This is a genomic window from Cerasibacillus terrae (genome assembly GCF_008039555.1).
GTDB lineage: Bacteria > Bacillota > Bacilli > Bacillales > Amphibacillaceae > Cerasibacillus > Cerasibacillus terrae.
In genome coordinates, this window is record NZ_VDUW01000001.1 from 1 (window position 1) to 18,396 (window position 18,396).

Sequence of the window (18,396 nt, forward strand, 5' to 3'; positions counted from 1 at the left end):
GAGTCCTCTCCTTGGTATCTATAATTTCAGGGTCAATGCGCATTGACACCTTGTACTATACCAGGAGAGCTCTTTTTTATGCAAACCTCAAATTCCCTCAAATATCTTCATTACAGGAATGCTCCTCTCCACATTTTTATCGCAAAACTTCATATAGTTTGCTCCTAACAATAATAATATATGCTAATAAATGATTACCGTATGGACAGATAAAGGAAGTTCAAGCAAAATAAAAAAGATAGTCACCAATCTATACCGACTAATCGTATTGCCTTTAAATTGTATAAATACATATTCCAATAGATTTCCCACCAGCATCGTAAACATATCGTATATATACGTTTTAGATTGTTCTTCAGATTCAATTAAGTTATCTGTATCCTTTCGTACAATAATATAATCCCTCACATTATAGGTTCGAAACGAGCAAAAATAATGTTTGTATGTTGAATAAAATGAACTTAATTCCATTTTTGCCCTACCACCTAAAATAATCCAACATATATTACTATTGAAAACTCAAAAAGAGAAGTTAATATTCTATCCGGTAAGATTGAGAGACAAAAAAACATATCGATAAGAATTGAAAGGAGTTCGATAGCGGTGGATAAAGAACAAATGAATGAAAATCAAAATGATGTGGAAGGAAATGAAGAAATAAATAATAATAAAGGAAAAGTTGTAGACCCTTGGTCGGCTATTTTATTTGGAAGAAGATCCCATAGGAGACGCAACATTCAAAATGAAAATCAAGAAAAAAATGAAAATGATTAAAATGTAAATAATTTATATCATACGATAACTTGTAACAGAATAATTATTTGTGTATACTTTTTACCTCATTCAACTTTCAGTAGAGCATAACATACCCTTCTTACTTGAAAGAGTAGGGGATGGTTCGAGCCCAATCGAAGTCATACTTGAGACTGCTTGCTATACAGTGGGGATTAAATCTCTATCAGAACACATCTTCAAGACACATTCCATAAATTCTTGGGTGTGTCTTTTTGTATAAAATTTTTAAAGTAAGAATGAAAATAGGCGAGGCTAATGTCAAAAAAGTAAGATATGTTTTTTAAATAAACATAAAATTGTTTAAATAAGTGTTATTTGAAGAAAGTAGCGGGTTTGCTGAGCTTTCTAAGTATTGCTTTAAATGGTACTACGAAGTATCTTAGGAGATTCGAAGTTTCTAGGCATTGTTATAAAGTATTTTTAAAATAAATTGAATTTTTAATAAAATAATCTACTATTTATCGGAAATTTCTATATAATGGATATGATGAGGGTACTACAGCATATCTATGATGCTCGATTAGTAAATAAAGAGATGGAGAGGAAGATTGAATGTCTAGTGAACATAAGTTCTTATTTGATGAGGAAACAGAGGTTGATTCAAATTTAAAAAATGAAAGAAAAGAGGGAGAACCAACTCCAGCTTTCATAGGAGCTTCGTGGGCAGCGTTGCTTGTAGGTGTTGGGGCTTATCTTATTGGCTTGTTTAACGCAACAATGGAACTGAATGAAAAAGGATATTATTTTGCAATTTTAATATTTGGACTTTATTCGGCAGTATCTTTACAAAAAGCAGTAAGAGATAAAGATGAGGGAATACCAGTTACTGGTATTTATTATGGGATTAGTTGGATTGCGCTTATTGCATCTATCCTATTAATGGGTATCGGATTATACAATGCAGGAAGTATTATTCTGAGTGAAAAAGGTTTTTATGGGATGTCTTTTGTTCTTAGTTTATTTGCAGCAGTAACTATTCAGAAGAACATTAGGGATACAAAGCAGGCGAGGGAAAGAGATTAAGAAATTTAATAGATGAATTTATGTAAAAACAATCCTGAGAAGGTAGAAGAATTTGTTGAAAGATTGATCATATCTTAAGGGAATTGTCTACGAATTAAAAATAGTTGATTTAGAAAAATTATAGATTGGATGTTTTGGTAACAATAGGGCCGTATGAAATCTGCGTTTAAAAGATTTGATGCGGTTTTTTATTTTGAAAAATTTGTTTCACAATTCTTTATCATATCTCCTAGTTGGCCTTTTCTAAAAATGAGAACAAATTCAATATAAATAAAAAAGTTACAAAAATGATTTAAACATTTCATAATCCTGCCGATATACATAATAGATCATCAGAAAAGCTGTGTATGATGGATGGTCAATAGGATAGTGAGGTAGAAGCTGAAAGGTGGAGGGAAATATTAAAAACACCTTCAAGCTTCAAAACATATCTCTACAGAAATTTATTTCGGTAATAACTCCTAAATAGGAGCTATTATATAAAACTAGCATTTCACATGGATGTGGTTTGCTAGTAAAACAAAAAACATGGAGGTAGATTGATCATGATTATCAATCACAACATTTCAGCACTTAACACACATCGTCAGTTGGGTAATGCAAACGACATGAGATCTGAATCAATGCAGAAATTGTCTTCAGGGCTACGTATTAATAGTGCTGCTGATGATGCTGCAGGGTTAGCGATTTCTGAGAAAATGCGTGGGCAGATTCGTGGGTTGGAGCAAGCGCAAGCGAATGCACAAGATGGTATTTCTATGATTCAAACTGCTGAAGGTGCATTGAACGAAACTCACAGCATTCTTCAGCGTATGCGTGAGCTAGCAACTCAAGCTTCAAACGATACGAATACAGAAACAGATCGTGGTGAAATCCAAAAGGAAATCAACCAGTTAACTTCTGAAATTAATCGTATTGGTAATACAACTGAGTTTAATACACAGAGCCTTTTAAAAGGTGATAGTGGGGTTGATTTAGCCAAAACAGAAATGGTGGCAAATGCCAATGCAGCAGGTGACACTACTTATACACAAGCGTCAGCTACAATAGAATTTACAACTGCCGCTGATGAAGGTGATATTATATCACTGGAAATTGGTGGAGAAAAGTTTGAATATACTTTTACTGCAGCTGATGAAACGGCTATTGATGCTTCTACTGGAACCGAAATTAATGAAACTGCAAATATCTTAAATTCTGCACTTAATGATTTTATTTCTAATAATGACACACTAAAAGGAAACTTTACTTCAGATGTGTCAACTGCTACAGTAACTATTGCTGCAGAAAGTGGTAAAGAATTTGATGGTGCTAAGGGAACTATTTCAACAGCAGAAGTAACAGGTACTGGTTCAGCAGCAGTTACTGCAACAGCAGGTGTTGGAACTACAACTCATACAGAAGCTACGACAGATATTGATTTCTCAAGTGTTGTAGTGAATGACGCAGCAGGAACTGCTGTAGATCAAGAAGCATCTCTTAAGGCAATTAAGGATTTAGTTGGTACTGGTTTTGAAGTAAATGGTACTAGTATTGAATTCTATAATGTAAATGATGGTGCATATAATGGTGATGCACTGGGTGTAGATATTAGTAAAGCCTTGGATGCAGTAGAATCTGCAACCGGTACAACAGGTAGTCAAGCAGATGATACTACAGCTATTCAAGATGCATTTACAAATGCAGTAGCTGACCAAATTGGTACAAAAGTTGAAGGTGTGAAAATTACTGCAGGTGCTGCAGGAGCATTAACTGTAACTTCTGAAGCAACCGGAGAAGACGCTAAAGTTGATATTAAAGATGGTACTGTGAAAAGTGATTTTACTGCTACTTTCCAAGTTGGTGCAAATAAAGGTCAATCAATGACGATTGAAATTGGCGATATGCGTTCAGCAGCATTAGGTCTTACAGGTGAAGCTGGAGAAGATGGATTTAGTGCATCTAATAACGTTACAAACGGTACAAATAATAATTCTGTTGAAGCTGCACTAGATGTAACTTCATCTGCAAGTGCATCTGATGCTATTAAGACAATTAATGATGCAATTGAAAGTGTTTCTGCTGAACGTTCTAAACTAGGTGCTTACCAAAACCGTTTAGATCACACAATTAATAACTTAGGTACTTCAGCTGAAAACCTAACAGCTGCGGAATCTCGTATCCGTGACGTAGACATGGCTAAAGAAATGATGCAACAAACAAAAGCATCTATCCTTGCACAAGCATCACAAGCAATGCTTGCACAAGCAAATCAGATGCCTCAAGGTGTGCTTCAATTATTACGTTAATAAGCTTTGTAGAAAATGCTATCCCTTTTTTGGGGATAGCATTTTCTCACTAAATTCTTAAGTAAAGGAGAAATACATAGCTTGAGGTCAGTCTTTCAATTTATAAAAGAGAATAAGATAATTACAATTATAGAAATAACCTCGCTAGTATGTATATATATAATTTATTTTATCCTAGACGATGTTCCTGAATATTTCCAAGGTGGGTATGAATTAGGTGTTGTAATTTCTAATTTGTCAATTGGTTACACTGTCAGTTACATTTTTAATATACTTGTTGTCTATATACCAGAACAAAGAAGAAAGAAAAAGGTATATCTGTATGTTTCGAAATTGACAAATTTAATAGTGATGCACGGGGAAAATTTATTTAACGATATGATTAAAAAAGCAAACAGGAAAGATCTAACTTTCAGTAATTTAAAACCAAATGATATAAAAGATATTTGCAAAAATATTAATCCAAATACACTATCTCCCAGTATTAATATTGGTAATTTACAAGGAAATACAGTTGCTAATCAAGTGAATTGGGATAGAAATTTGCTTATACACATAAATAGAACTAAGGAACATACTAAAGAGATTTTGAAATATGTACCTATAATGGATTCTGAACATATCGTTTTAGTAAATAAAGTTTTGTACTCAGAATTATTTAAGTTTGCAAGTTTTATAGAGGGTGGACTGTTAAGTTTTAATGAAGACCTCATTATTATCAGCAACCATTTGATAGATTATAAAAGTATTCTTAGAGAAATCGATGAATATATTACCAAACACCCCTATATGAATAAAAATGAAATGTAGCTTAGGGCCGGTGCCTGTCACTCCCCGGATTTTGTCATATTTTGTTGAAAAATATTTTGTGAATGTGAGAAGTAATTTTCTGCATTGGCTTTCTTTGATACTTTATCGTATTGTATTAAGTTCTGTCACTTTCCATATTTCGTCAAATAACATAGTTGGAATAAGTGATGATGATATACTGTTCGTAGCTATATTCAAGAAAAATGCCTGACTAGTAGCATGAATTAGCCCAAGGTATTTAGCCACTTACCTTGCCGTTAACCATAATTTAAAAAAGTTAATTTTAGGTTTTTATGATAAATATTGGACCAAAACTTAAATCAGTGGTTGAAATTTATAGGTGAATATCGTAGAGAGGCTAAATAAATGAAAAATATCTTCCAACATGCTTCTTTAACACATTAATAGAAGCGGGGGATGATTCTTTTGCTTCCAATACCCTCTGGTATGTCTATGTTGAATACATTAATATTTTCTTGAACACGAATAATGGGCATGGCGTCGATAGGCATTAAGCAATCGAAAAACAAGTACAGCTATCCATCACGAATCAGACTGAAGCATTCTATTGGCGTTAAGAAATTATAAGTATATAACTGGCTTAAATTCTGCTAACAAGAAGGGATAAAATGGATAAAGGCCAACAAGAACAGAAAAAATTCCTAGAGCAACAGTATCAATGGAGTATAGAACAAATGCGTATTTTAGACGAAATAGACATGCTTTTGCATCAAATGAAAAAGTTCGGGTGCTGTCACTTCCCTGAATTTTGTCAAATGATATTTGATGTTGTCTATTTCTCAGCGGTGATGGTGGGTTTCTATTCCTACAAATTTTATTAGAAAAATTTACTTATCACAAAGTCCATTTTTTACCTACCATCAAATGTTTATATCTCCATTTCACCCCCCCCTGTGCTACAATTGAAGTTCAATAAACACTATGCAGATTATTACAATACAACAAACTCTCTAACTGGTCATGTTTTCGAAAAACGATTTTATGACAAGCTAATAGATTCCGGACAAGGCATGCTTAAAGTAAGTCGCTAAATCCATTTAACTCCAGTTGAAGCTGGCATGATCTTGACTCCAGAATCTTATCTGTGGGGTAGTTATCCGTTATTATTTACATACTATAAGTTCATTCATCATATTAAATATGAATGTTATTTTCCATTATGTTTCGGGAAGTGAAAGAAAGAAACGTGAGAAGTATAGAACGTTTTTGTAATACTCACACTTTTCTGTAAATACATCTTTAATACAAGGTAGTCCACAATTTATTAAAGGTAATATTAGGAATACCTGTTTCATGGGTCAACATTTGAGATATTGTTTGATTTACATTATTGCTTCTTTTAAATAAAATATATCAAAAATAGCATCATTATGAGCAAGAGCATTCCGTAAATCTTTTAAAAGGAAGATGATTTTTTTGGTAGTTTTTCCATCTGTATCATAAGCTATATTAATTTTCAAAGAGCTTGATATATCTCGTTTTATATTAATATTTGAACAAATGCTATTTTTACCGTAAATGTGATTTGGAATTAGGCTAAGAATTTTTAAAGAGGAGGAGGATCCCGTTTTATTATTAATGGGACAGTTAAGAGAATCAGATAAAGATAATTTACTTGATGTTGTAGAACGAATAAAGGTTAGAGAGCATTATATTGCAATAAATCAAAGGTGTGGAAGATAATGGATCCATTAATTAATGATCAAGTCTTGAGGTTTCCCCAATCAATCGGCATTTACATTAGTGGTGGCAAAAACTGAGAATAGTTTCGAACCAGGTACGTTTATTTTTGATGTGTTTGGAGTGAAAGAAGGTGAATCAAACGATTATGCACCTGGGATGAATCCATGGGAAGAGTGGGTTAATTTTAATGTTTTAAATCATTATATTGAAATTTATCACGCATTAACTGGCAGTAATAACCCCACTTTAAGACTTAGGAAATAGTAACAACAAAGTCACGGGTAAACTGTCAGTAAATTCCTGATTCGGCGGGCTAAATCAGTGGGGGATGAAGAAACCCCCACTGGAAGAAACCCCCACTGAATGAAGTTTCACTTTACTTCACATCAGCCACACGCAACCTATCTTTCTGATCTTCCAATCTTGTATGAGGTACAAATATAATCGTCGCAATAAATACACTCATAAGAATGGAAAAGGAGAAAATCCCAAGTAATCCACTATTATAAATCGTTTCAAATTCTATAATCAGCCCAATCAGAACAAGAGCACCAAAAAATAATGCATAATATCCTTTCTTGGAGTCTTCAAATGAGAAGTTGGATTTTAATTTGCTTGCATTTTGTAGCAGTGTAATCAAGACTAGGATTCCGATATTAGCTGACATACCAATCCAGACAGGGTGTATATTTAAATGAAATTCATTTGGAAGCCATCCCCCTAGATGGTACCAAATAAGGCCAGAAAGGAAACCACCTACCATCGACCCAACTACAGCTTCCTTTGTTGCTAATCGCCAAAATAAGACTGCAACTACAGGGGCAAAAGTGGCTGAATTTCGCATTGTCCATGCTAAAATATTCCACCATGCTGACTGTTCTGTTCTTGCCATTCCAAAGACAATCATAAGTATAGAAAGCACAAGTAAAGATCTTTTCGTATATTTAACTAGCTGTTCCGAAGTCGCCTGTGGAAATACGGCACTCCCTACATCCTTACCCAAACTTGTGGCACCAGAGAATTGGCAAGGTGCTCCCCAACCAAGTGCACAGGCCCAAATACCAAGGAAGAACAAGCCAACAAGTGGGGCTGGAAGTACTTCCATTAAATATTGTGGTAAGGCTACAAGTCCAAGTGATGAATCAGGTATAACAATAGCTGCTGATATTCCGAATAAAGCGCCTAGGATGATGAAGGGAATTCCAAATAAGACCGCAAGTTTCAGTCCTTTTTGTCCTTCCTCAGGTGTTTTGCAGGATAAAGACATTTGAAAAGCTGCCTGTGCCAAAATTACATTGACCAAAAATGTGCCAAACCATGCGACAATGACCTGGATTCCGACACCATCCCATTGAAACATTGCTGGATTACTAGCTGCGAATGATCGAAGTCCATCCACCCCCGGATTAACGAAAAATGCAATGATACCAATAATAAACATGATGATAAACACGATAAAATTCATTGTTTGTGTAAATGCTATCGACCACATTCCGCCAGCTTGTAAGTAGAGATACAATAATAAAGCTGTAAAAGCGACGGACAGTGTTAATGAAAAACCGGTAAACACATGAATAGCTGAAGCAAATGCGATAGCCGTAGCTACAGACCACATTGGAAATGCGAATGCTGTGATTGCTCCGCCAATACCACGTGCTGCTCTGCCGTAGCGATCTCCTATCATACCAGAAACGGTGACAACCAATTTTTCCCGAAATGGACCGATAATCACAAAGGCAATAATTAATATTTGTACTGTTTCCGCAACACCATACCAAATAGCTGATATTCCTGATAAATAGGATAATTCAACAATGGAAATAAATGTTGAACCCGAAAATAACCCCGTAATACAGAATGCTACAATCCATTTATTAAATTTACGTCCACCAACAAAATACCCATTTTCCTTTGCAGCTTTTTTTCTGGAAAAATGTCCTGCTAAAATTAATCCAAGTGTATAAATTACTGCAAATAGAATTAACCACCAACCATAGGATGTCATTATTTTTCTACCTCCGATTCCTTATGCCAATTTAGTTGAATAGGAATTCCTGTATCCCGAAACAGATTATAGACCGGACATCTTTTTTTAACCAGTTCTTGTAGTGCTTGAATCCGTTCTTCACTTTCAGTAGTGTCAAACCAGATTGTATTTGTTACGCTCCCGAAATGTGGACTGACATCAGCCGTCCCCTGTATTCCTCTCCGGTCAACTGTTCCGACTGACTCTGATTTTAAATCATTGAATGGAAAGCCGATTTCCTTAGCAATTGTTTCGATAACAATGAGGATACAGCCATTAAAAGATCCCAAAACAAATTCCATTGGTGTTGGAGCTTTATTGGTTCCACCTAATTTAACCGGTTCATCTATTAAAAAATGAAAATTTCTAACCTCATTCGTGTTTTTCTTTACCCCTACTCGTTGGGAAGAGGCTTTAATCTCTCTTATTTCTTTGTTTACTGTAGTTTGCATTCGTGGTTCCTCCAATTTTAGTTAGATTTTATTATTCCAATGTGATTAGTCCGAATTAAAGTAAGTGAATCTTGGTATTTTCTAAAAATGCCGCTGCTATGATGATTCTTATGACCAAGTCCATCCGTAACAATGTTAAGAACTTTAACTTCGACTAAACACTCCATTTCATTTAAAATTTCTTTTAAATCAAGCTATTGTCATCATGGCGCTTATTCTTGTATAGCGTGGAATACCACCTTTGTCTTTTTCTAAAACGACTAATATTACCATGTTTTTCATCCCCTTTTAAAAAATTAAAAAAGCCTCTTCTAAGATAAGAAGAGGCTTCTATGTACAAGTTGTCCCGTCTTATCTTCAAAGCAAATTGCTTACTGGAATTGGCACAGTACTTCCTGAAAAAAGCCTGTTGCCGAGGTATCACAGGGCTAGTCCCTCCACCTCTCTGGATAAGAGTAATATGAAATTAATAATATATTACATGAATAATTTTGGGAAGTCAAGGGACGGAGGAATTAGAAGGGGAAGCATGGATCGTTTCCGTACGAGTTACGCTGGCGGTCGTGCGAGTTTGGGCTGTTGTCGCACGAGTTCCAGCCGTTACCTTGAGATTTCAGCCAACTCGAACGGGAAAAAGTTAACTCGTGCGGCAGAAGTCAAAACTTGAGCGACCCCCAAGTCAATTCGGGCGGCAGCACTACCAACTCGGGCGAAATCAATCGAATTAACTGTTGCCGCTCGAGTTCCAGCGAATGTCGCTCGAGTTCCAACCAAAGTCGCACGAGTTCCGGTGGCTCTCGCTCGAGTACCAGCCAGTGCCGCTCGAGTTCCAACCCATTCTGCGCTAGTTCGAAGTCGTGCCCATGTTTCCACCTATCCCTACCGCCATCTTAACAAGTATCGTTCTAGTTGTGTAAGGATAGTCATTACGACGGTTACGATTAGACCGATGAATATAATCCCTGCTACTACTTGTGAGTAGTTACCGAAATCGGTGGCAAGTTTAACGTAATAGCCAACACCTGCGTTGGCTCCAATCATTTCAGCAGCTGTTAGTAGAATAAAGCTCAAAATCATACCGATTGTTAGCCCTGTGAAAATCGATGGTAGGGCTGCTGGGAGAATTATCTTTCTGAATAATGTCCAATTATTAACGCCTAACGTACGTGCAGAGCTAATATATCTACGATCAATTCCAGCTACCCCATTTAATGCTGCCACAAAGATTGGCCAAAATGCACCGATAAAGATAATGAATGTGGACGATGCGGCAAAGGAAGGTAAAATGGATATGGCATATGGAATTAAAACAATTGGTGGAATTGGTGCTAAAACACTTGAAATCGGGCGCATCACCCTGTCCAATCTTCCATACCATGCACTAATCATACCTAAAGGAATTGCTAAACAAACGGCTAATAAATAACCTGACACAAGTAATCGAACAGATGAGAATAAATGAACAACTAATTCAGCACGATCCTCTTGAAATTGGAGCAGCACTTCTCCTGGTGTTGGATAAACAAAACTAGTTAATATTCCAAAACGATTGGTTAACAATTCCCATAAAATAAATAAGACGAGAATAATAGAAACAATATCCGCAGTTACCTGTCTATAGGTATCCTTTTTATAAAAAAGTAATGATATGATTTGATACAATATGTAAATACCAATGAATAAACCAATCACATAACCATTCGATACGGCATCTCCAATAGAAGGGAAAATCAATACAGAAAGAATGCCTATAACTGTGAAAATAGTAGGTAATAGTTGATGACGTGTTATAATAGATTTCATGTTCATTTCCCCCTATGCGTTGCCTTCAATAGCTTGTAATAATTGCTTTCTAATTGTTAAATAGTCACGTTCATTTTCGAGCTCTTGTCGATCGCGTGGCCTTTTAAAGGGAATAGGCTTCGTAGTAATTATTTCTCCCTCATATAAAACGACTACACGGTCTGAAAGATAAATGGCTTCTTCAATATTGTGTGTGACAAGGATAATTGTTTTCCGTGATGTTTCCTTTTCCCATAAGTCCAATAATAGATTTTGGAGATGCTTTCTCGTAATTTCATCAACAGCAGCAAATGGTTCATCCATTAGAAAAACGGGTGAATCGAGTGCAAACATTCTCGCAATTGCTACGCGTTGCTGCATCCCACCGGAAATTTGCGTAGGATATACATACTGGGATTTTCCTGTGATTCCTACTTTATCTAGTAACTTCTTGGATTGTTTGATCAGTTCCGTGTTTGATTTCTTTGATTTTTGCGAAAGGGCAAAGCGTACATTTTCCAGATTCGACATCCAAGGGAATAAAGAATAATTTTGAAAAACGACACCACGATCCGTGCCAGGACTTGTAATAATATTTTCATCCATTTTAAAAGCACCAACGGACGGCTGGATAAGACCAGCTGCCACGTTGAGTGCAGTAGATTTACCGCATCCAGAAGGACCGACAAAAGAAATGATTTCACCTGATTCGATGGAAAGGTTAAAATTCTTAATCGCTTGCTGTCCATTTGATTCGTAAGTTACACCGACGTTGTCATATTGAATTGTACTCAAGATGTTTTCCCCCTATTATTCCATGTTCAAATGAGCATTTCTATATTTCTAGGTTTCTATCCTTATATCTATCAACCAATTTATCGTAGTACGCATTGTCTGGGTTTGCTTCAATTACATTATCTAGTGCTTCTTTATAAACTTCGATGTCGATAATATCGGATACATCTCGATCTTCTTCAAGGTAACCAATGTCTACCATTGTTTCTTTAAATGCAAGAATCGCTTCTTTATCTGGATCTGCGGTTTGAATCAGGTATCCATCGTATAAATCTTTTTCAATAATTGATTTGTCGACATCAATGTATGCTGCTACAGATGCAATAACTTCCTCTTTATTATTTTCATCATGCAAAAATTCTTCTGCTTTGATCATTGCCTCCATGAAGCTCACATAAAGTTCCGGGCTATTTTCAAACTTCTCCGGGTTTGCAATCAACCGACCACAAACATGGTCATTCAAATATTCGTCACTGTAAGCGATAATTTCTAATCCTTCTTGTTTCGCTTTTTCAACAAATGGTACCCACACGACACCAGCATCTACTTCCCCTTTGTTAACCGCTGTAATCACGTCGGCAGGGCTTTTCATTTCTACAATCTCTAAATCTTCTTCCCAATCTAATCCTGCTTCCACTAAAGCACCTCTCCAAACAACATCACCCGTTGCAAGCGATACGGTAGCTACTTTTTTACCGGCAAAATTAGCAGGATCTTTTAATTCATCAGCAAGTTCAGGCTTCGATACGACACCTGCGCCTGTTCCCATTTGTCCACCAAAGAAAACAAATTCAGCACCCTCGGACTCAAATTTAAGTGGTGCGGCTGTTCCGAATGTACCAACATCTAATTGTCCACCAGCAACAGCAGTAATACCTTCCCCACTATTACTAAAGGAATTAAACGTAACATCTAGACCAGCTTCTTCAAAAAATCCTTGCTCCTCTGCGATGAAGTATAAACTATGTCCAGTTGTAGCTAGATAGCCTACATTTACCGGTGTCAGTCCTTCCTCACTTTGACTTTTCTCAGTCCCTGAGGCAGTTTGGCATCCTGCGATAAAAAATACTAAAACGATCAAACTAACTAATGGTTTAACAAATTTCATGTTTTTGCACCCCTCTAAAATAGTTTTTTTAAAAAACAATAATCTGCATCGAGCACGAAAAAAAACCCCTTCACAAGGAAGGGGTTTTATGTACGAACGCACAGGCTACCACTTCCTCATCTTCTGGTATCAACAAAATAAAGTTGAACCACTGAAATTAGCACCGTTGCAGTACGTAACCTGCATGGTTGCTGAAGTGTCATCGGGTCAGTCCCTCGACTTCTCTTGATAAGGAAAATATGAGATTATGTTTTTTTGACTTATTCGAATCTTACTCTATAAAAAAATGTTTGTCAATATTATTTTTAGAAGAAGTTCAAAAAGTCCGGTAAAAATGACACATCGCAGGGGACCTTCTGCTAAAACCGCCCACGTCCTGTGGGCAACACAGAAGTCACCACAACACGCGAGAAGCTCGTTGGCTTGTTTCTCCGCTCCTTGGAAAAGAAAAAACACTTTTCCTGCGTGCTAGAGCGTTTGCTCATGTATCTAACTGCATACATTCCGCTGCTCGAAACTACGCCGTCTCGAACTTCTCGGTCCTTTTTATCCTTCTTTTTGAACACACATTTTTAATATATATTCATTAAGCGCTTACACTAAAAATCTAATATTCTATAAACTTTTCTATTGATTTTTGCAAAAATTTGCGGTAAGATTTAAACAAATCAAATGACGTGTTCAAAAAGTGAGAAGCTTGGCTTTTTGAACATCCATAAAACATATTCTTATTACGAGTGGTGGAGGGACTGGCCCTTTGAAGCCCAGCAACCGTCAATAGATTTTTTCTATTGAAATGGTGCTAATTCCTGCAGGATGATCGTCCTGGGAGATGAGAAGAGAACGCATTTAATGATGTATGTATAAAACTCTCTTCTTTTAGGAAGGGAGTTTTTTAATTTCTTCTTTTCTCAAATTCAAAAGATAAAAATATACGTTATTGCGAAAAAGGGGAGAAGGTAATGAAGCCAATTATTGATGCGAGAGAGGCCGTAAAGCATGTCAAGGATGGATCGACAATCATGTTTGGAGGATTTTTAAATGCTGCCGAAACACTAGTCGATGCGTTAGTTGAAGCGAATGTACAAAATCTAACTGGGATAAAGTTAAAGCTGAATGGATTCAACAAATAAAGGGATTTATGAATAGGATAAAAGGTTGGCTTGTACAGAATCAAAAAGAAGGATTAATTGATGTTGCTGAAAAGGAGATTGAAATCACAGAAGAACACCTTGGGAAATATATAGTACCATCGCTAGTACTAACTATTGGATCAGAAAGCATCAAAATAACCCCTGTGGGACGTCTCATTATTGGAGCTAGTGGAAGAGTGGACATTAGTTCATTTATGAATCGTTTTATTGTTCTGTACCATTCGGAAAAGGGTTGGATAAAATTATGGAATGGTATGAAATAAATCTAGATTCCCAAAAAGTCCTGAAGAAAATAATAAAGAAGAATCCTGAAATAATCCCTCTTCAAAGTGTATTAGTTGCAAAAGAATTAAAAGAAACAACTAAACTATTAGAAACTTCCATTGTTGAATTAAACGATTTAACGGTAGTCTCGCTAGTTTCCATCTTTGAACAAACATTGATTGGGCATCTGAAAAATTTAATATACTCTCAGTTTGAGCCTAAAAATGAGTTGAATAAGAGAATAAGTGACTACACTATTGAACATGCAGAACGGGGCCGATTTACCGAGATTATTGAATTATTTAAGCCACAAGTGGATTCTGAATTAATTGGCATGGTTAAACAAGTATATACATATCGTAATTGGGTTGCACATGGAAAACTTGGTGACGCACCAGCTAAAATTGATCCAATTTCTGCTTACGAACGCTTATCTGACTTTTTAAATAAAGTATTATAGTGATTAATTCAGCTCAAACTCTACACGTATCGTCAGTTAGGAACTGCAAACGACATGAGATCTGAATCAATGCAGAAACTATCATCAGGACTACGTATTAACAGTGCTGCAGATGATGCAGCTGGTCTAGCAATTTCTGAGAAAATGCGTGGACAGATTCGTGGGTTAGAACAAGCACAAAGTAATGCACAAGACGGTAAACTAGAAATGCCGCTCTAAGCAGTAATGTTTAGATGAACACTCCGTGAATTCGGTGGAACCCCAAACCAGCCTTAAAGGTGGATGGTGGGCAATACCGAGCCAAGCCTAATGAATTGGTGATATGTAATTAGGAAGGTGTAACGATCAGGTGGTGAGGAGCCATACCGATAACCCACCCACGAGCGCGGGGCATCCAAAAGGGATGAAGATATGATCTGAACTTTATGGAAACATAAAGAAGCAGCGGATAAAGAGCCACTGCGATAACATATTTGATTTCAATGATCCAAACAGCTGAAGGTGCATTAAACGAGACACATAGCATTCTTCAACGTATGCGTGAACTAGCTACACAAGCAGCAAATGATACAAACACAGAAACAGACCGTGGTGAAATTCAAAAGGAAATTAATCAATTATCATCTGAAATTAACCGTATTGGTAATACTACGGAGTTTAATACACAGAGTCTTTTAAAAGGTGAAAACAAAGCTAATCTTGATAAAACTAGTATTTCAGGGTTGAGTGGATCGTTAGCTGACGGTGCTATTGACACAACTGAAGCTACTCAAGTGTTTACAATGGAGGGCGTTGATGCTGGTACTGCTAATGCTGATATTAGTACTATTACTGGTACTAGCTTAGAATTATCATTAAATGGTGAAAATATTACAATTAATTTTGCTCAAGATACAAATTTAACAGATGGCACTGCAAAGGTCAACAGTGATAGTGTTACAGCTAATTCTGTTACAGTAAATTTAGATGCAACTGATGCAGATGTGCTTTCGGCAGCAGACTTTGGAGATGCTGTTGAATCAGCCCTTAATGAAGTCCTCAAGAAAAATGAAACATTATCTGGTAATTATAGTGTAGCTAATGATGGATCAGGTAAAATTACTTTATCTGCAACAAAAGAAGGAGATTTTGCTGGAGATAAAGGTTATATTGATGCACTTACTGATACAACCGCAATAACTGGTGCTGGAACTTCCAGTATTGGTACAACTGACAGCTATAAAGCTTATAAATCAGTTGACTTCTCCGGAATGACCTCATCTGATATTGAGGATTTGGTAGATACGGGAATGACAATTAATGGACAGCAAATTGAATTTTATAACGCTGATAAAGGTGCTTATAATGGTGAGGCTATTGGGATTAATATTAGTTCAGCAATTAATGCAGGCTCAGGTAATGATGTTGAATTAGCAAATACTATTGCTAAACAGTTAGGCTCAGAGCTTGAAGGAGTTAATGTAATACAAGGAGACGGAGCTACTAACTATGGTGAGACAGGTTCCACTCCTCCAGCAACTTCCGCAATTGTTATTGAAGCTAAAGTTGCCGGAGATGCAGGTGAAAACATAGAAATTACTGATGGTGGTGTCCAAGAAGATTTCACAGCTACCTTCCAAGTTGGTGCTAATGAAGGTCAAAGTATGACTATTGAAATTGCTGATATGAGAGCCAATGCTCTCGGCTTGACAGGTAAAGCTGGTGCAGATGGCTTTACAGAAACAAATTCTGTTACTGATGGTACAGATAATAAAGATGTTGAAGCTGCTCTTGATGTATCAACACATGAGAGTGCGGCGGAGGCAATTACCGTAATCAACGATGCAATTGAAGAAGTATCATCACAACGTTCTGAACTTGGTGCATACCAAAACCGTTTAGATCACACAATTAATAACCTAGGTACTTCAGCTGAAAACTTAACAGCTGCGGAATCTCGTATTCGTGACGTAGATTATGCTTTAGCTGCTGCATAAGCAGTGACAAGCACAGTCGTCCTAGCTGGTAACGGCTAGCGATTATAATCGGGTGAATTGCTGGAAACCCCTTAGAACTTTTCTTACCACAACGTAGTTGGAAACGACAGGCGCGAAGGTCCTGAAAAAAGAAAAGATTGGGCAATCAGCAGCCAAGCTCCTGTGCGGAAACGCTGGAGAAGGTTCAACGACTAGGATAAACCATCTAAAAGCTAAGCTATGATGATGAAATCCGTAGGTGAAACAATGTGCATCAGCATTGTGAATCCGAAGTTCCCGACCCCTACTAGATTGCTAGAGGGTGAAGATATAGTCTAGTCATTTATGAAAGTAAATGTTCGCACGATGGCGAAAGAAATGATGACTCAAACTAAAGCATCTATCCTTGCACAAGCATCACAAGCAATGCTTGCCCAAGCAAATCAGATGCCACAAGGAGTTTTACAACTTCTGCGCTAATTTTAGATTATTTGGAAGGGACTCTAGTTATGCTAGGGTCTCTTTTATTAACCATTTAAATCAAAGTAAGTCTGAGTCCCATAAGGGTGTACGGAATTCTGGTTAGGTTGCGAAAGCTAGGTAATAAAAACTAATAACCAGTAAAACTTTAATAAAGGAGAATAACTATGGAATATTGCAGACATAAAATTGCTGAGTCAAAATACTTTTTTGAAAAACTGGAATCCTTAGAAAAGGAAGGCCAACTTCTTGAATTTACTTATAATTTAAGTGCGTTTCTATCCGCAACAAGAAGTATTTCTTCATATGTCCAAGATAAGGCAAAGAAGAAAAAGGAAGTACAAACGGTAATAGACGTGATTGAAAAAGACAAGATTATCCGTTTTTTGGTTAAACAAAGAAATTATACTGTTCATAGAAAGCAGTTAAAGCTTTCTGCTAGTGCAAATGCTGATCTGTATTCATCTATTACGGTCAACCCTAAAGAGTCAATTGAAGTTGAGACATATAATATTAACGATGAAGGAGACGAAATAGTGCAGTTAACCCAAGTGGAACCTGAATACTATAACGTATCTTACATTCAAAAAGATAGCTCACCAACTATTTCTTATCAGTTTATTTTTGATGAGTGGAAGGGTTCCGAGGATATTTTATATCTTTGCGGTTACTATTTAAATTGGCTAGAACAATTTGTATCCGAAATGAGAAATAAAGGATACATTAATTAAGGAAGCATAATCTAGGAAATTAAACCCCGTACAAGGATAAAGTGGCTATTCTACATAATTAGCGCGTTTGTGGAATATGAGTTTAAAAAGAAGTGCTAGGATGGTTGATCTACTCTCGAATAACAGTTTGAAAGAGGAACAAAAGAAATTTCTTGAACAATTGCTCAGTTGTGTGTACAACAAGATTGTAACTTATTTGATTGAGAGACAGGCCAACAAGTTATTATCCCGTCTAAACCTTTTATTTTATCAAAATTGTAACTGTGTGTCCTCTCGATTTTCTTAACACCAAAAGTAGATAGTAAAATGGATAAAGATGACCAAACGCATAAAAAGTTTCTTGAGGAACAGATCCAATGGTGTAAGAAGCAAGATCATATCCTCGTAGAAATAGGGACAAAGCTTTATGAAATGAAAAGAATAGCTGAATATTCTCTTGAATATGAGCTTACTTTGGCGGAAACTGATAGGTTAAATGACCAATTGCACGAATTGAAATGTAAAATTCAATCCCTTGAGAAACAATTACATCCTGTTGTCCATTAGAAGTGTGAAGCTGAACTCTAGGA

The 18,396-nt window shown here is 36.4% G+C and carries 18 protein-coding genes, 1 pseudogene and 3 riboswitches; of the genes and pseudogenes, 14 read left to right on the top strand and 5 right to left on the bottom strand.

Annotated elements, in window-relative coordinates; genetic code table 11:
- Positions 1-603: 603 nt before the first annotated feature.
- The 6 genes and pseudogenes from FHP05_RS15215 to FHP05_RS15720 all read left to right on the top strand — a co-directional run.
- Positions 604-774 carry a hypothetical protein gene (locus tag FHP05_RS15215; protein ID WP_191126183.1) on the top strand — a complete coding sequence of 57 codons (171 nt, stop codon included), beginning with the start codon at positions 604-606 and terminating at the stop codon, positions 772-774.
- A gap of 573 nt (positions 775-1,347) precedes the next feature.
- Positions 1,348-1,818 carry an inner membrane protein YiaA gene (gene yiaA, locus FHP05_RS00005; RefSeq protein ID WP_147664879.1) on the top strand — a complete coding sequence of 157 codons (471 nt, stop codon included), beginning with the start codon at positions 1,348-1,350 and terminating at the stop codon, positions 1,816-1,818.
- Between the two features lie 545 nt (positions 1,819-2,363).
- Positions 2,364-4,106: a flagellin N-terminal helical domain-containing protein gene (locus FHP05_RS15675; protein ID WP_147664880.1), complete on the top strand. Its 1,743-nt coding sequence runs from the start codon at positions 2,364-2,366 to the stop codon at positions 4,104-4,106.
- Positions 4,107-4,187: 81 nt separating this feature from the next.
- Positions 4,188-4,916 (top strand): hypothetical protein, encoded by a 729-nt coding sequence (locus FHP05_RS00015; RefSeq protein WP_147664882.1) that lies wholly within the window; start codon positions 4,188-4,190, stop codon positions 4,914-4,916.
- Between the two features lie 629 nt (positions 4,917-5,545).
- A complete protein-coding gene (locus FHP05_RS00020) occupies positions 5,546-5,758 on the top strand; it encodes a hypothetical protein (RefSeq protein ID WP_147664884.1) in 213 nt (70 codons plus the stop codon).
- 919 nt (positions 5,759-6,677) lie between these two features.
- Positions 6,678-6,884: pseudogene (locus FHP05_RS15720) on the top strand (hypothetical protein); the annotation flags it as partial.
- A 112-nt stretch (positions 6,885-6,996) separates the two neighbouring features.
- Here the strand turns inward: FHP05_RS15720 and FHP05_RS00030 are convergent.
- From FHP05_RS00030 to FHP05_RS00050, 5 genes are all read right to left on the bottom strand, one after another.
- Positions 6,997-8,625: a sodium:solute symporter family protein gene (locus tag FHP05_RS00030; RefSeq protein WP_147664886.1), complete on the bottom strand. Its 1,629-nt coding sequence runs from the start codon at positions 8,623-8,625 to the stop codon at positions 6,997-6,999.
- Positions 8,625-9,098 carry an OsmC family protein gene (locus tag FHP05_RS00035; protein WP_147664888.1) on the bottom strand — a complete coding sequence of 158 codons (474 nt, stop codon included), beginning with the start codon at positions 9,096-9,098 and terminating at the stop codon, positions 8,625-8,627. Before FHP05_RS00035 ends, FHP05_RS00030 begins: the two co-directional genes overlap by 1 nt.
- 348 nt (positions 9,099-9,446) lie before the next feature.
- Positions 9,447-9,554, bottom strand: a riboswitch (SAM riboswitch).
- A gap of 423 nt (positions 9,555-9,977) precedes the next feature.
- Complete coding sequence (locus FHP05_RS00040) at positions 9,978-10,901, bottom strand: ABC transporter permease (RefSeq protein ID WP_147664890.1); 924 nt, start codon at positions 10,899-10,901, stop codon at positions 9,978-9,980.
- Between the two features lie 12 nt (positions 10,902-10,913).
- Positions 10,914-11,675 carry an ABC transporter ATP-binding protein gene (locus FHP05_RS00045; protein WP_210766922.1) on the bottom strand — a complete coding sequence of 254 codons (762 nt, stop codon included), beginning with the start codon at positions 11,673-11,675 and terminating at the stop codon, positions 10,914-10,916.
- Between the two features lie 40 nt (positions 11,676-11,715).
- Positions 11,716-12,783, bottom strand: coding sequence for an ABC transporter substrate-binding protein (locus tag FHP05_RS00050; protein WP_147664894.1), 1,068 nt, complete (start codon positions 12,781-12,783; stop codon positions 11,716-11,718).
- Between the two features lie 113 nt (positions 12,784-12,896).
- Positions 12,897-13,018, bottom strand: a riboswitch (SAM riboswitch).
- A 490-nt stretch (positions 13,019-13,508) separates the two neighbouring features.
- A riboswitch (SAM riboswitch) is annotated at positions 13,509-13,622 on the top strand.
- Positions 13,623-13,745: 123 nt separating this feature from the next.
- Between FHP05_RS00050 and FHP05_RS00055 the strand changes: the two genes are divergently transcribed.
- From FHP05_RS00055 to FHP05_RS00095, 8 genes are all read left to right on the top strand, one after another.
- Positions 13,746-13,916 carry a CoA-transferase gene (locus tag FHP05_RS00055; protein ID WP_147664896.1) on the top strand — a complete coding sequence of 57 codons (171 nt, stop codon included), beginning with the start codon at positions 13,746-13,748 and terminating at the stop codon, positions 13,914-13,916.
- Positions 13,917-13,924: 8 nt separating this feature from the next.
- Positions 13,925-14,200, top strand: a complete 276-nt coding sequence (locus tag FHP05_RS00060; protein WP_147664898.1) for a hypothetical protein — start codon at positions 13,925-13,927, stop codon at positions 14,198-14,200.
- Positions 14,182-14,661, top strand: coding sequence for a hypothetical protein (locus tag FHP05_RS00065; RefSeq protein WP_147664900.1), 480 nt, complete (start codon positions 14,182-14,184; stop codon positions 14,659-14,661). Before FHP05_RS00060 ends, FHP05_RS00065 begins: the two co-directional genes overlap by 19 nt.
- A 6-nt stretch (positions 14,662-14,667) precedes the next feature.
- Positions 14,668-14,880, top strand: a complete 213-nt coding sequence (locus FHP05_RS00070; RefSeq protein WP_330998067.1) for a flagellin N-terminal helical domain-containing protein — start codon at positions 14,668-14,670, stop codon at positions 14,878-14,880.
- Positions 14,881-15,143: 263 nt separating this feature from the next.
- A complete protein-coding gene (locus FHP05_RS15490; RefSeq protein WP_230973908.1) occupies positions 15,144-16,637 on the top strand; it encodes a flagellin N-terminal helical domain-containing protein in 1,494 nt (497 codons plus the stop codon).
- A 357-nt stretch (positions 16,638-16,994) separates the two neighbouring features.
- On the top strand, positions 16,995-17,096 hold the full coding sequence (locus tag FHP05_RS00085) for a flagellin (RefSeq protein WP_407923413.1): 102 nt from the start codon (positions 16,995-16,997) through the stop codon (positions 17,094-17,096).
- A 167-nt stretch (positions 17,097-17,263) separates the two neighbouring features.
- Entirely contained in the window at positions 17,264-17,827 is a 564-nt protein-coding gene (locus tag FHP05_RS00090; RefSeq protein ID WP_147664904.1) for a hypothetical protein, read from the top strand.
- Positions 17,828-18,133: 306 nt separating this feature from the next.
- On the top strand, positions 18,134-18,373 hold the full coding sequence (locus FHP05_RS00095) for a hypothetical protein (RefSeq protein ID WP_147664906.1): 240 nt from the start codon (positions 18,134-18,136) through the stop codon (positions 18,371-18,373).
- Positions 18,374-18,396: the final 23 nt, after the last annotated feature.

What these genes read in the sequence shown, in the direction of transcription:
- yiaA (WP_147664879.1), top strand. Translation starts at nt 1,348, where the DNA reads ATGTCTAGTGAACATAAGTTCTTATTTGATGAGGAAACAGAGGTTGAT.
- FHP05_RS15675 (WP_147664880.1), top strand. Translation starts at nt 2,364, where the DNA reads ATGATTATCAATCACAACATTTCAGCACTTAACACACATCGTCAGTTG.
- FHP05_RS00020 (WP_147664884.1), top strand. Translation starts at nt 5,546, where the DNA reads ATGGATAAAGGCCAACAAGAACAGAAAAAATTCCTAGAGCAACAGTAT.
- FHP05_RS00030 (WP_147664886.1), bottom strand. Translation starts at nt 8,625, where the DNA reads ATGACATCCTATGGTTGGTGGTTAATTCTATTTGCAGTAATTTATACA.
- FHP05_RS00035 (WP_147664888.1), bottom strand. Translation starts at nt 9,098, where the DNA reads ATGCAAACTACAGTAAACAAAGAAATAAGAGAGATTAAAGCCTCTTCC.
- FHP05_RS00040 (WP_147664890.1), bottom strand. Translation starts at nt 10,901, where the DNA reads ATGAAATCTATTATAACACGTCATCAACTATTACCTACTATTTTCACA.
- FHP05_RS00050 (WP_147664894.1), bottom strand. Translation starts at nt 12,783, where the DNA reads ATGAAATTTGTTAAACCATTAGTTAGTTTGATCGTTTTAGTATTTTTT.
- FHP05_RS00055 (WP_147664896.1), top strand. Translation starts at nt 13,746, where the DNA reads ATGAAGCCAATTATTGATGCGAGAGAGGCCGTAAAGCATGTCAAGGAT.
- FHP05_RS00060 (WP_147664898.1), top strand. Translation starts at nt 13,925, where the DNA reads ATGAATAGGATAAAAGGTTGGCTTGTACAGAATCAAAAAGAAGGATTA.
- FHP05_RS00065 (WP_147664900.1), top strand. Translation starts at nt 14,182, where the DNA reads ATGGAATGGTATGAAATAAATCTAGATTCCCAAAAAGTCCTGAAGAAA.
- FHP05_RS15490 (WP_230973908.1), top strand. Translation starts at nt 15,144, where the DNA reads ATGATCCAAACAGCTGAAGGTGCATTAAACGAGACACATAGCATTCTT.
- FHP05_RS00085 (WP_407923413.1), top strand. Translation starts at nt 16,995, where the DNA reads ATGATGACTCAAACTAAAGCATCTATCCTTGCACAAGCATCACAAGCA.
- FHP05_RS00090 (WP_147664904.1), top strand. Translation starts at nt 17,264, where the DNA reads ATGGAATATTGCAGACATAAAATTGCTGAGTCAAAATACTTTTTTGAA.
- FHP05_RS00095 (WP_147664906.1), top strand. Translation starts at nt 18,134, where the DNA reads ATGGATAAAGATGACCAAACGCATAAAAAGTTTCTTGAGGAACAGATC.